The organism is Massilia eurypsychrophila (assembly GCF_002760655.1).
Lineage (GTDB): Bacteria > Pseudomonadota > Gammaproteobacteria > Burkholderiales > Burkholderiaceae_D > JAFCUW01.
Map to the genome: position 1 here is coordinate 52,373 of NZ_PDOC01000025.1, position 12,607 is coordinate 64,979.

Annotated in this window: 11 protein-coding genes and 2 pseudogenes; 9 read left to right on the forward strand and 4 right to left on the reverse strand. The window is 60.4% G+C overall.

What is annotated here, in order from left to right; translation table 11 throughout:
* The 3 genes from sdhD to CR105_RS23965 form a co-directional block, all read right to left on the reverse strand.
* Nucleotides 1-369: a succinate dehydrogenase, hydrophobic membrane anchor protein gene (gene sdhD, locus CR105_RS23955; protein ID WP_099792944.1), complete on the reverse strand. Its 369-nt coding sequence runs from the start codon at nt 367-369 to the stop codon at nt 1-3.
* Between the two features lies 1 nt (nt 370).
* Nucleotides 371-793, reverse strand: a complete 423-nt coding sequence (sdhC, locus tag CR105_RS23960; RefSeq protein ID WP_099792946.1) for a succinate dehydrogenase, cytochrome b556 subunit — start codon at nt 791-793, stop codon at nt 371-373.
* Between the two features lie 222 nt (nt 794-1,015).
* Nucleotides 1,016-1,816, reverse strand: coding sequence for a GntR family transcriptional regulator (locus tag CR105_RS23965; RefSeq protein ID WP_099792948.1), 801 nt, complete (start codon nt 1,814-1,816; stop codon nt 1,016-1,018).
* A gap of 255 nt (nt 1,817-2,071) precedes the next feature.
* Here CR105_RS23965 and CR105_RS23970 point away from each other — a divergent pair, with 255 nt between their 5' ends.
* The 7 genes and pseudogenes from CR105_RS23970 to gmtX (CR105_RS29285) all read left to right on the forward strand — a co-directional run bounded on the left by CR105_RS23970 (nt 2,072) and on the right by gmtX (CR105_RS29285) (nt 9,362).
* Nucleotides 2,072-3,061 carry a malate dehydrogenase gene (locus CR105_RS23970; RefSeq protein WP_099792950.1) on the forward strand — a complete coding sequence of 330 codons (990 nt, stop codon included), beginning with the start codon at nt 2,072-2,074 and terminating at the stop codon, nt 3,059-3,061.
* 152 nt (nt 3,062-3,213) lie between these two features.
* Nucleotides 3,214-4,212 carry an HpcH/HpaI aldolase/citrate lyase family protein gene (locus tag CR105_RS23975; RefSeq protein WP_099792952.1) on the forward strand — a complete coding sequence of 333 codons (999 nt, stop codon included), beginning with the start codon at nt 3,214-3,216 and terminating at the stop codon, nt 4,210-4,212.
* A gap of 1 nt (nt 4,213) precedes the next feature.
* Nucleotides 4,214-4,888: a hypothetical protein gene (locus CR105_RS23980; RefSeq protein ID WP_307189652.1), complete on the forward strand. Its 675-nt coding sequence runs from the start codon at nt 4,214-4,216 to the stop codon at nt 4,886-4,888.
* A gap of 45 nt (nt 4,889-4,933) precedes the next feature.
* A complete protein-coding gene (acnA, locus tag CR105_RS23985; protein WP_099792954.1) occupies nt 4,934-7,642 on the forward strand; it encodes an aconitate hydratase AcnA in 2,709 nt (902 codons plus the stop codon).
* Nucleotides 7,643-8,273: 631 nt separating this feature from the next.
* On the forward strand, nt 8,274-8,702 hold the full coding sequence (locus CR105_RS23995; RefSeq protein WP_229414095.1) for a hypothetical protein: 429 nt from the start codon (nt 8,274-8,276) through the stop codon (nt 8,700-8,702).
* A pseudogene (gmtX, locus tag CR105_RS29280) lies at nt 8,699-9,046 on the forward strand (gamma-mobile-trio protein GmtX); the annotation flags it as partial. The gene CR105_RS23995 and the pseudogene gmtX (CR105_RS29280), both read left to right, overlap by 4 nt.
* 70 nt (nt 9,047-9,116) lie before the next feature.
* Entirely contained in the window at nt 9,117-9,362 is a 246-nt protein-coding gene (gene gmtX, locus CR105_RS29285; RefSeq protein WP_267873913.1) for a gamma-mobile-trio protein GmtX, read from the forward strand.
* Between the two features lie 646 nt (nt 9,363-10,008).
* Here the strand turns inward: gmtX (CR105_RS29285) and CR105_RS24010 are convergent.
* Nucleotides 10,009-11,205 carry an MFS transporter gene (locus tag CR105_RS24010; protein ID WP_099792958.1) on the reverse strand — a complete coding sequence of 399 codons (1,197 nt, stop codon included), beginning with the start codon at nt 11,203-11,205 and terminating at the stop codon, nt 10,009-10,011.
* Nucleotides 11,206-11,301: 96 nt separating this feature from the next.
* Here CR105_RS24010 and CR105_RS28010 point away from each other — a divergent pair.
* Nucleotides 11,302-11,429 (forward strand): annotated as a pseudogene (locus CR105_RS28010) (Tn3 family transposase); the annotation flags it as partial.
* 233 nt (nt 11,430-11,662) lie between these two features.
* Entirely contained in the window at nt 11,663-12,466 is an 804-nt protein-coding gene (locus CR105_RS29105; protein WP_229414097.1) for a T6SS effector amidase Tae4 family protein, read from the forward strand.
* Nucleotides 12,467-12,607: the final 141 nt, after the last annotated feature.

Consider the following 12,607-nt stretch of genomic DNA (forward strand, 5'->3'; position numbering starts at 1 on the left):
TTACACACTCCAGAGTATTTGTACGGTCCAGGCGGCGCAGACGACCAGCCACACGATGCAGACGATTTGCAGGGTCAGGCGCAGGCCGACCGATTTGACATAGTCCATCCAGATGTCGCGCATGCCGACCCAGGCGTGGTAGAACAGCGCCGCGAAGGTCACCAGGCTAAACAGCTTGAACCACTGGGCGGCGAACAGGCCGGCCCAGCCTTCATAGGTGAAGTTGTTGCCGCTCAGGAAAGCGAACAGCAAGGTGAACGTGTAGATCGCCATGACGATGGCGGTGACGCGCTGGGCCAGCCAGTCGCGCATGCCGTAGTGGGCGCCGACGACGAGGCGCTTCGGGCCGATGTTGTTATTGTGAGCCATCTCAGAATACTCCGAACAATTTGAGGGCGGTGACGAAAGTGAGGAACAGGCTGATCGCGAGAACGGCGACGGCGCTCTGGCGCGACGACTCTTTTTCGAGGGCGAAGTGGACGTCCATGAACAGGTGGCGCACGCCGGCGGCGAAGTGGTGGAAGTAGGCCCAGCACAGCGCCAGGATGATCAGCTTGACCAGCGGATGGGAGGCGATACGGGCGAAGTACTTGAAGGTGTCTTCCGACAGCAGGCTCTGCTGGAACATGTAGAGGATCAACGGCAGCGATGCGAAAATCAGGAAACCGCTGATGCGGTGCAGGATCGAGACGATGGACGCCATCGTCATGCGGTAATTGGACAACTCGGTAACGTGGATGTTACGAAATTGCGGCCGCTGTTTTTTTGGGACCTCTCTCACGGCTTCGGACATGACTACACCTCCCTTAAACTGACTGAACAAAATTAGAAAACCCGCAATTTTCGCCGATTTCATGCACTGCACCAATATCTAAATCGCGATATCGGTTCTTTTTCTCAAAACCAATCTATTTTAATACCAACAGCGCATTCCTGCAGGCGCCTGACCCGCTGCCATCGCCTCTGTCGGACCGGCGCCACGGGCCTGAAGTGCCCTGCTGTTCGCCGCGCGGCGCTACGACAGGTCGTTCTGGTAATGGTGGTGCGCCGTCAGGTACAGGCCGCGGCGCAGTTCGACCGCCTTGTCGCCGTACGTAAACGAGACGCGCTCGGCGCACAACAGCGGCGTGCCTTCGGCCACGCCGAGCAGTTCGGCGGCGGCGGGGTCGGCGCCGACGGCGCGGATTTTTTCCGACGCACGGATCATGCGGGTGCCGAATTCGGACTCGAACAGGCCGTACATCGGGCCCTTGTATTGGTCGAGCCGCTCGGCGGTCAGGCCCTTGAAGATGGCCCCGGGCAGCCACAGCTCCTCGAGGATGGTGGGCGCGCCGTCGAACGACATCAGGCGCTTGATGTAGATGACGGCGTCGCCCGATTTCAAGCTGAGCAGCTGCGCCACTTCGGCCGGCGCGCTCTGGCGCCGCACGTCGAGGATGCGGTTGTCGGGATGGTGCGGCACGCCGGTGTCGGGCATCAGGCGCAGGAAGCGGAAGTGGGCGCGCTCTTCATGGTGGGTCGAGACGAAGGTGCCCTTGCCCTGGCGCCGCATGACGAGGTTTTCCGCCGCCAGCTCGTCGATGGCCTTGCGCACCGTGCCCTGGCTGACCTTGAAGCGGGCGGCCAGTTCGACTTCGCTGGGAATGAGTTCGCCCGGCTTCCACTCGCCCGATTGCAGGCTTTGCGTGATGAGGGCCTTGATCTGCTGGTACAGCGGGCTGAAGGTGGGCAGGTTGCCGGCAGCGGCGGCAGTCGAACCGGCGGCCCCGTTTGGCGTGCTGCCATCGCCTGGCGGATGGGACGGTAGTGGGTTCATAGACCAAGATTTCAACACAATTGCCCAGCGGCGTCCAGCAAAAACGGCCCGGTTATGTGTCTTATATAAGACATATGATATAAATTGACAGATGGGCCAACCCGGCCTACAGTAGCGGTCGATCCGGCATGCGCGGACCTTGCACGGCCCTCCTCTGCAGCGGCCGAAAGGCGTTCGGTTTTGGTATGATTGCAGTTTCCCAGAACAAGCGTATCCTCGGCATCGACCGATTTCTTTCCCACTTTGGAGATTCTCATGGCTAAAACCCCAATGCGCGTTGCAGTAACCGGCGCCGCCGGCCAGATCGGCTATTCGCTGCTGTTTCGCATCGCCAACGGCGACATGCTCGGCAAAGACCAGCCGGTCATCCTGCAACTGCTGGAAATCCCTGACGAGAAAGCCCAGAAAGCGCTCAAGGGCGTGATGATGGAAGTGGACGACTGCGCCTTCCCGCTGCTGGCCGGCATGACCGCGCACAGCGACCCGATGACCGCGTTCAAGGACGCCGACTTCGCGCTGCTGGTCGGCGCCCGTCCACGCGGCCCGGGCATGGAACGCAAGGACCTGCTGGAAGCGAACGCGCAGATCTTCACGGTGCAGGGCAAGGCGCTCGACGCCGTCGCTTCGCGCAACGTCAAGGTACTGGTGGTGGGCAATCCGGCCAACACCAACGCATTCATCGCCATGAAATCGGCGCCGTCGCTGCCGGCCAAGAACTTCACCGCCATGCTGCGCCTGGACCACAACCGCGCGCTGTCGCAGATCGCCGCCAAGACCGGCAAGCCGGTCGCGTCGATCGAGAAGCTGTGCGTGTGGGGCAACCACTCGCCGACGATGTACGCCGACTACCGTTTCGCCACCATCGACGGCCAGTCGGTCAAAGAGTCGATCAACGACGACGCCTGGAACCGCGACACGTTCCTGCCGACCGTCGGCAAGCGCGGCGGCGCCATCATCGAAGCGCGCGGCCTGTCGTCGGCGGCATCGGCGGCCAACGCGGCGATCGACCACATGCACGACTGGCACCTCGGCACCGGCGGCAAGTGGACCACGATGGGCATCCCGTCGGACGGCTCGTACGGCATCCCGAAAGAGACCATGTTCGGCTTCCCGGTCACGGTTGAAAATGGCGAGTACACCATCGTCCAGGGCCTGGCCATCGACGAGTTCTCGCAAGAGCGCATCAACCTGACGCTCAAGGAACTGACCGAAGAGCGCGACGGCGTTGCCCATTTGCTGGCCTAAGCGAACACCGCGGCAGATTCGTGGCGCCTGACAGCCCACCAGTTCGCCGCACGCGCCGTGCCGCCCCGAGCGGCACGGGCGCTGCTGTATCTCAATCTGTAACCGAAGCTGTAACTCAAGCACTGCCGCACGCGGCATCTCAAAGAACATCCATGCACCCTTCCGCAGTCCTATTCCAAGGCAAACGCCAGCCATTGCTGCTGCCGGCCTGTGACCATTACGCCGGCTCCGAAAAGCTGATGCGCAAGTCGCTGGCGTTGCAGCAGGAACTCGGCGCCCTGTTCGACATCACCTTCGACTGCGAGGACGGCGCCGCCGCCGGCGCGGAGAAGGAGCACGCGCTGCTGGTGGCCGCGCTGGTGGGCGATGAAGCGAACCGCTTCGGCCGCATCGGCGTGCGCGTGCACGACAGCGCCAGCGCCCACTTTGCCGGCGACGTCGCCACCATCGTCGGCGCCTGCGCCGGCAAGCTCGCCTACATCGTGCTGCCGAAGGCGGAGAACCTGGCCGACGTCGTGCGCATGATCGAATTCGTCAACCGCTACGCCGTGCCGGCCGGGCGCGCCGCGCTGCCGATCCACGTGCTGATCGAAACCCACGGCGCCTTGCGCGATTGCTGGGACATCGCCGCGCTGCCCCAGGTCGAGTGCCTGTCGTTCGGCATCATGGATTTTGTCTCGGCCCATTACGGCGCCATTCCCGGCAACGCGATGCGTACGCCAGGCCAGTTCGCGCACCCGCTGGTGGTGCGCGCAAAGCTGGAGATCGTTGCGGCATGTCACGCGCATGGCAAGGTACCGTCGCATAATGTGACGACCGAAATCAAGGACACCGCGGTGGTCGCCAACGACGCCCAGCGCGCTGGCGCAGAATTCGGTTTCACGCGCATGTGGAGCATTCATCCGAACCAGATCAAGCCGATCATCAAGGCTTTCACGCCGCGCGTGTCGGAAGTGAACGAAGCGACCAACATCCTTACCGAAGCCATCAACGCAAACTGGGGCCCGATCGCCCAGAATGGCCGGCTGCACGACCGCGCCAGCTATCGCTACTACTGGACGGTGTTGCAACGCGCCAGACTGGCCGGCCTGGCCTTGCCGGATGCGGCGGCGGCGATGGTCAACCAAGACTCCCAACCGGAACCTATCTAACATGACCACACTATTGTCCAAATCCCTGGCCGCCTGCGGTTTCGCCCTGGCCGCCGCAAGCCTGCTGACCATGCCGGCTGCAGTTGCCGCCGACGACAAGAAGCCGGCCAAAGCCGTCAAGGCGAAAGCGAAGGCCGAACCGAAAGCGCGCGCGCACCCGAAAGCCGAAGATGCGGCTATCCCCGACGGTCCGGACGCCGACATCACCGACACCGTCACCTCCGACTACAACTGCGAACTTGGCAACAAGCTGACCATTTTCACCAACGACAAGGACAACACGCACATCGCGCTGCGCTGGAAGAAGCGGATCCACCGCCTCGACCGCATCGGCACCACCACCGGCGCCCAGCGCTTCGAGAACAAGACGTTCGGCCTGATCTGGATCGGCATCCCCGCCAAGGGCATGCTGCTCGACTCGAAGCTGAACCGCCAGCTGGCCAACGAATGCAAGAACGCCGACCAGGAACGCGCCGCGTCGGCGCCGAAAATCGAGAAGCAGGCCGACATGCCGTCGAGCCAGGTGAAGACCAAGGTCGAGCAGATCGTGCCGGCCCAGGCGCTGCCGGCGATGACGCCGGCGACGACTACCCCGGCGGCGACACCGGTGCTGACGCCGGCGCTGTCGCCGGCGCCGGTTGCCGATCCGGCGGCGCCGAAAGCAACACCGATTTAACCGAACAATCACCACAAATAACAAAACACTACTGAAGGAGAGGCCATGACCCGCAACACTCTGAACACACTCAAGGATTTCAAACTGTCGGCCGGCAAGAAAGGCCAGCTGTACTCGCTGCCCGCCCTGGAGAAAAGCCTGGGCGTGAACATCTCGCGCCTGCCAGTATCGATCCGCATCGTCCTCGAGTCGGTGCTGCGTAACTGCGACGGCAAGAAGGTCACCGAGGAACACGTCCGCCAACTGGCGAACTGGGCCCCGAACGGCGAGCGCACCGATGAAATCCCGTTCGTGGTGGCGCGGGTCGTACTGCAGGACTTCACCGGCGTGCCGCTGCTGGCCGACCTGGCGGCGATGCGCAACGTCGCCGCCAAGATGGGCCTCGATCCGAAGAACATCGAGCCGCTGGTGCCGGTCGACCTCGTGGTCGACCACTCGGTGACGATCGATCACTTCCGCGAAAAGGGCGCGCTGGACCTCAACATGAAGCTCGAATTCTCGCGCAACAACGAGCGTTACCAGTTCATGAAGTGGGGCATGCAGGCGTTCGACACCTTCGGCGTGGTGCCGCCGGGCTTCGGCATCGTCCACCAGGTCAACCTCGAGTACCTCGCGCGCGGCGTGCACAACGCCGGCGGCGTGTTCTACCCTGACACGCTGGTCGGCACCGACTCGCACACCACCATGATCAACGGCATCGGCGTGGTCGGCTGGGGCGTCGGCGGCATCGAAGCCGAAGCCGGCATGCTCGGCCAGCCGGTCTACTTCCTGACCCCTGACGTCGTCGGCGTACACCTGATCGGCGCGCTGCGCGAAGGCTGCACCGCGACCGACCTGGTGCTGACGATCACCGAACTGCTGCGCCGCGAAAAAGTCGTCGGCAAGTTCGTCGAGTTCTTCGGCGACGGCACCGAATCGCTGTCGCTGACCGACCGCGCAACCATCGCCAACATGGCGCCGGAGTACGGCGCGACGATGGGCTTTTTCCCGGTCGACGACGCCACCGTCGAATACTTCGAAGGCACCGGCCGCACCAAGGACGAGATCACCGCGTTCCAGAACTACTACAAGGCGCAGGGCATGTACGGCGTGCCGCAAGCCGGCGACATCGATTACACCCGCGTCGTCACGCTCGACCTGGCCACCGTCACGCCGTCGCTGGCCGGCCCGAAGCGTCCGCAGGACCGTATTGAACTTGGCAACGTCAAGGCGAACTTCGCCGAGCTGTTCTCCAAGCCGACCACCGAAAACGGCTTCAACAAGGCTGCCTCCGACCTGACCAATGTGTACCAGACCAGCAATGGCGTGCACGTCAAGAACGGCGACGTGCTGATCGCCGCGATCACCTCGTGCACCAACACGTCGAACCCGAGCGTGATGCTGGCCGCCGGCCTGTTGGCCAAGAAGGCCGTTGAAGCGGGCCTGACGGTCGCGCCGCACATCAAGACGTCGCTGGCGCCCGGCTCGCGCGTGGTCACCGAATACCTGACCGCCGCCGGCCTGCTGCCGTACATGGAACAGCTCGGCTTCGGCGTCACCGCCTACGGCTGCACCACCTGCATCGGCAACGCCGGCGACCTGACGCCGGAGATGAACACGACGATCATCGACAACGACATCGTCGCCTCGGCCGTGTTGTCGGGCAACCGCAACTTCGAAGCGCGGATCCACCCGAACATCCGTTCGAACTTCCTCGCTTCGCCGCCGCTGGTGGTTGCCTACGCGATCGCCGGCAACATGACGCGCGACCTGATGACGGAACCCGTCGGCCAGAACAAGGAAGGCCGCGACGTTTATCTGGGCGACATCTGGCCGACCTCGAAAGAAGTGTCGGCGCTGATGAAGCACGCGATGAATTCGGCCGTCTTCAAGGCCAACTACGCCGACGTCAAGGGCGCACCGGGCAAGCTGTGGGAAAAAGTGACCACCACCGAAGGCCAGGTCTACGACTGGCCGGAATCGACCTACATCGCCGAGCCGCCGTTCTTCGGCGACTTCGAGATGATTCCGAAAGCGGCCGCCACCGGCATCTCCGGCGCCCGCGCGCTCGGCGTGTTCGGCGACTCGATCACCACCGACCACATCTCCCCGGCCGGCTCGATCCAGGAAAACGGCCCGGCCGGCAAATGGCTCAAGGCGCACGGCGTGATGAAGGAAGACTTCAACTCCTACGGTTCGCGCCGCGGCAACCATGAAATCATGATGCGCGGCACGTTCGCCAACGTGCGCATCAAGAACCGCATGATCCCGGCCAAGGCCGACGGTTCCGCGGTCGAAGGCGGCATAACGGTCCACCAGCCGTCGGGCGAGCAGATGTCGATCTACGACGCGGCCATGAAGTACGTGGCCGACGGCGTGCCGACGATGGTGTTCGGCGGCGAAGAGTACGGCACCGGCTCGTCGCGCGACTGGGCCGCCAAGGGCACCCAGCTGCTGGGCGTGAAGGCGGTCATCACCCGATCGTTCGAGCGCATCCACCGCTCCAACCTGGTCGGCATGGGCGTGCTGCCGCTGCAGTTCATCGGCGACGACAGCGTGCAGTCGCTCGGCATCGTCGGCAACGAGACGTTCGACCTGCGCGGCCTGGAAGGCGAGATCAAGCCGCAACAGCTCGCAACCCTGGTGATCCACCGCGCCAACGGCGAGACCCAGCAAGTGATCGTCCTGCTGCGCATCGACACCCCGATCGAAGTGGACTACTACAAGCATGGCGGCATCCTGCCGTTCGTGCTGCGCCAGCTGCTGTCCGCGTAAATACGAGGCGATAGCAAGTCGTCATTGCGCCTTCGCAGGAAGCGCCAGGAAACGCCGGATTCGTATATACCCCCAACCGGCGATACATAGTTGGCGCTTTTCGGACCGTCTCCAAACAAATACCCCTCTCGCAGGGGTATTTTTTTGTCTTGCCAACTCGAAAGCTAAACCCTACTCTTGCATTCGATGCAATTGAGCTTAGAAACTATGAAGCAAAAAACAGGGCTGAAGCGTGGTTGTGTGCCTTCCTAAAACGGTCAGCTACTTGAGAACAACCACCCATGTTTGTCACGGCAAAAGCAAGGGTGTATGCCGACGCAACAGGAGCCTACACCGAGGTCCCGGTATTAATTACGCCAGTGGGAGTGTTGGAGCCCTTACTAGACTGCTTACACCGCAGTCACGATCGTAGCTTGACATGGATGTCCAAGGTGTCCAGGTCGGTGCGCATGTTGCAGAAATTGGCTGAATACGGACTGTGTTCAGCGACGGGGGTGTATCAGTTATAAATCGCTGGCACTACGAAAACTGTATCAGTTTTAAATCGCCGTTGACAGCTGAAGACTTGGTTGCGTGCTACCGGCTGATTGAACGCTGCAAGGCGGCACTCGACGCGTCACAGGGGAATGGCATGCAGCTGATAACCGCTGGAACGGTCGGTGATGTTCATCTCGCTTTCGAAGAGACCGAGTCGGAGTTATTGCAACTCGCAGGGGTTTGTCAGAACGTCGAGGTGTATCCCGACTTGGAGCCCGGAAAGGCGGTGTTCCGACGCAGCCAGCTCCTCGACGCTGTTCTTTACCGTGACGACATGCTGCCCGTCTTCATGCTGCTCAGCGAGGCAGATCAGCTAATTTTTGGCAACGCCTTTTTGCGCCAGCTCTCGCAGCAAATGGACCCTGCGAACCCGGCGCTTGGCGAAAGGAAGGTGATCAGATTATTGGACGCCGGCGTGAGTCTGAGCCGGCACCTTGGCATCGACCTCGCAACACTGCTGCCCGACGTCGTCAAAAATGATATCCCGCACCGCCCACGCTCACTTATGGAGAGCGCGCAATGATCGGGTTCACGCAGATTCACCCCGACGCTGTACTCGAGTCGCTGCTCGCCAAAGGTGGCCGCGCTCAGCGCCAACGCAATCTCGCGAAGATTCATGAGCTATGCCGCGCTCAACACCAAAGTGGCTCCCGCGACTTCGCCTTGCCGGCCATCGGGCGCCTGGCAGAAGCGCAAGCCATTCTGAAGGGCCGTGCTCTCTATAACGCCCCGTCCGCGGACTACCGGACGCTGATTGAAGCGTGGGCTGCCTATGCTGGTCCGCCTCTTCCAAAACCTTCGAAAGCATTGGCGAGTTACGAATATTTGATGAGAATTGACGACCCGGCCATCCGATCCATCATGCAGGCCATCATCGCCGAGCGTGATAAGTTGAAGAACCAACTCAACATATTAAAGGCGCATACGCAACTACACTGTGGACCGGCGCCCACTAGGCGCGACCGTAGCGTCCGCCACGGGGGAGCGACCGGTGGCCGTATTGAGCATGGTGGCACAGTTGACACCTTCCGAACGGGAAGCTCTGCAGAAAGCAGTTTCTGCCGAATTTTTGGAAGCACGCGGATTGATAGAAGGCAGCCACGGCGAAATCAAGAATGACCTGGGCCGTACACTTTTTGACGTCGGGTTCGGCCGGGCGATTCGTAAAGTGCTTGGACAGTGACCTCGGGACAGGCTCAACTTCACACACGAAAGAAAGCCAATTACCGACTTTTAACCGATTCCAGCTGCGTTGGCTTTAGAGACTACGTATCTTCACCGTCTAAGTTTCCGGCTTGATCGATCCGGCTGGTACACGATCATACTTGACAGCTCCACCCGGAAGCACAGTAAAGATCAGGTCGGACGCTATGAATTGCTCCGCAGTGACGCCGTCGTAGATTGAATCGCACAGCCAGGCGGACATGGCCGCGTTCACTGCCTCGAGCTCGAGCTCCTTTCTTGGTTTCCGCGCCCTCATCGCCGTAATCAGTTCCTGAGCGAAGAACGGAACTGCACCAGCAGTCCACACACGCCCACGCCTCCGAGCCTCTTGCTCGCGCGACTCCGCTGCCACCATTAGCCCGAGCGCGTCTATTTCTGTCTGCGCGATGAACGTAGTCCCGAATTCACCGTTCACAGCATACGTTTGTATTAACATAATCATCCTTTCAACTGGCGGCCGGCCAAGCGCGGGCGCCATCCGGCGCACAACTTTCCGATAAATCCTATTGCGATTTTACGCAACATCGCTTCGACGGCGGCAAATCGTTCGCGGGGACTGCAGTGGAAAGGAAAACCGGTTTAAGGTGCTCTTACTCCCAAGCGGCTTATTTAGAAGAAGTACCACTCTGATACTTTGCCAGGCCCATGAGCGCTACTACGCAGAAGACGGCGCCGGCATAAAATGTGGACGAAGCTCCAAGCCGATCCCAGAGCAGCCCCGCCAGAACGCTTGCGACCAGCATGGCGATGCCACTCATCAGGTTGAACACTCCAAATGCCGTGCCGCGCAGATCGGCCGGCGCCGTATCCGCGACCATAGTCGCAAGCAGCCCCTGCGTGATACCCATGTGTACGCCCCATAGCGCAACACCGGCCAACACGATAGCCCAGTGGTCATCAATGGCCAAAACTAAGTCGGCGGCAATTAAAACGATGAGACCTAGCGCGAGCAGTTTGGAATGGCTCATGCGGTCGGAGAGTTTTCCGAAAGGATATGCAGACACGGCGTAAACCAGATTCATCGCAACCATCACCAGGGGCACCAGTGCAATGGGGATGCCGCCCTGTTGAGCGCGCAGGACAAGAAACGCCTCGCTGAACCTTGCCAACGTAAAGACCGCGCCTATTCCGACGACCCACCAGTATGGAGCATCGAGGCGTTTCAGGTTCTCGCGGCGAATCGGATTGGTGCGTTTACCGTTCTGGTGCTGCCGCGGCTCGCGCACGCCAAACAACAGCAGGGCAACAGCCAATACACCAGGGATCACAGCAACCCAGAATACCATTCTGAAATCGTTCGCCCACAGAAGCATCAACCCGACCGCCAGCAGTGGGCCGAGGAATGCGCCAACAGTATCGAGGGATTGGCGCAGGCCAAAGGCCGCGCCGCGCAAGGTGGGCGGCGCAAGGTCGGCGACCAGGGCGTCACGTGGTGCGCCCCGGACGCCTTTGCCGACTCGGTCCAGAAGCCTGGCCGTCAGCACCATTCCGGTCGTATTCGCCACAGCAAAGAGTGGCTTGGTCAAGGCACCCAATGCGTAGCCGAATAACGCCAGTCCCTTGCGTTTGCCAAGGTAGTCGCTCAGCGTCCCTGAAAACACTTTGACGATCAAAGCGGTCGATTCGGCCAGACCTTCGACGATTCCAACTGTGAGGGCGCTCGCCCCGAGTACGCCGACCATGAACATCGGCAGCAGGCTGTGCACCATTTCCGAAGAAATGTCCATCAGCATGCTTACGAAGCCGAGCATCCAGATACCAAGAGGGATTTGCCTGAGTGTGCTTCCGATTTTCTTTGTCATTGAATTTTAATTTACTAACCTTCCAAGTTGCAGTAGACCGGAACGATCGGGCTAGACCGCTGGCGCCACATTCAAATATTGGTGGCACGCTGACGAGGCGAGGGGCGACACAGCGTCGCCCGCGCCGTTTTTCATGGCAAGCGCGGCGAGTTGCGGCAGCAGTACCGCGAACGCAGGAAGACCAGCTAGACGCGCTCGGCATGGTGCTCAACATGATAGTACTGTGAAACACGGTCTACATGGAGGCCGTTCCACTGCTGGGATGCTCATGCTTTCGCTGACGTTTTGGATGCTCTGCCCTTGCTCTTTGATCATTCGAACGACTTCCAACTTCAGGCTGGGGTCGAATGTCTTCCGTTTTCTTGTTGCCATGTATTACTCCTCAGATGGTGGATTTTCCACCTATTGAGGTGTCCGGGCAAATTAGACCACAGCAACGCTCAATGACATTGACGGCGTGGGGAATGAATCGGGCGAAGGGATAGGCGAAAAACACTTCCTTAATGCCGATGGGGCATGGGCTGGAGTTAAGCCACTAGAACCTGATGAGGCCCCTTACGACGAGCAAACAAGACTCATTGCAGTCACGATCGAGGATGTGCCGTACTTTGTCGAAACGATGGATGGGCGCACATTTTCAGGGAAGGTAGGGGCCGACGGCATGCTCCCGCGCATCGACACCTGTGGCGAAGATGAATACACGGTGTATTGGGGGGGACGACGCCCTCGTCAAAATGGATGGGGGTGTGGCATGACCAAGCCACTTGTACAGCAAGCTCGTGTGCGAACAAATACCACTCAGGGCTCAGTGTGCAAAATCGACGTATCGGCAGCGAAATTCGCGGACATTTGGGCGGCGTACCCAGGCGAACATCCTTCGAAGGAACGTTGGCCAGATGATGTCATCGAGCGTGGCAAGGTCGTGGCTAAGAAAGGAGAGTTGACGTATGAGGATCAGTGCGCCATCAAGGTCAGTGTCGCCCTGCATGGTGTTGGCGTTGAAATGAAATCCTTCAACGGCGCAAATACACGCATTAGCGAGAAAAAAGCCGCGCTGCGTGCTGCCGAGCTCGCAGACTGGCTCAAGCGTCTACCATTCTGCGGGCTTCCGATGAATCCCACTAGCGTGACGGGTAGAGACTGGCAGGTCAGGGCCAAAGGGAAAACTGGCATCATTTTTTTTGCCAACTACTGGCGAAGAAGTGGTGAGTCGAGAGCTCCAAGTGGAGTCATATTGACCTTTGGAATAAATCGACGTTGACTCCATCATTCTAGCGGTGGCCGTCAAGCTAGTTGTCGCCTAATATAGTCGTTATGCTGCTTTCTTTTGCAGCACGGTTTCCTCTACTCGGGCGCCATCACTGATGGTCTTTTCCGGATTGAGGTGGACGACGGACACTGG

Excerpts from the sequence above, each read along its gene's own strand:
- sdhD (WP_099792944.1), bottom strand. The coding sequence starts at position 369 with ATGGCTCACAATAACAACATCGGCCCGAAGCGCCTCGTCGTCGGCGCC.
- sdhC (WP_099792946.1), bottom strand. The coding sequence starts at position 793 with ATGTCCGAAGCCGTGAGAGAGGTCCCAAAAAAACAGCGGCCGCAATTT.
- CR105_RS23965 (WP_099792948.1), bottom strand. The coding sequence starts at position 1,816 with ATGAACCCACTACCGTCCCATCCGCCAGGCGATGGCAGCACGCCAAAC.
- CR105_RS23970 (WP_099792950.1), top strand. The coding sequence starts at position 2,072 with ATGGCTAAAACCCCAATGCGCGTTGCAGTAACCGGCGCCGCCGGCCAG.
- CR105_RS23975 (WP_099792952.1), top strand. The coding sequence starts at position 3,214 with ATGCACCCTTCCGCAGTCCTATTCCAAGGCAAACGCCAGCCATTGCTG.
- CR105_RS23980 (WP_307189652.1), top strand. The coding sequence starts at position 4,214 with ATGACCACACTATTGTCCAAATCCCTGGCCGCCTGCGGTTTCGCCCTG.
- acnA (WP_099792954.1), top strand. The coding sequence starts at position 4,934 with ATGACCCGCAACACTCTGAACACACTCAAGGATTTCAAACTGTCGGCC.
- CR105_RS23995 (WP_229414095.1), top strand. The coding sequence starts at position 8,274 with ATGCAGCTGATAACCGCTGGAACGGTCGGTGATGTTCATCTCGCTTTC.
- CR105_RS24010 (WP_099792958.1), bottom strand. The coding sequence starts at position 11,205 with ATGACAAAGAAAATCGGAAGCACACTCAGGCAAATCCCTCTTGGTATC.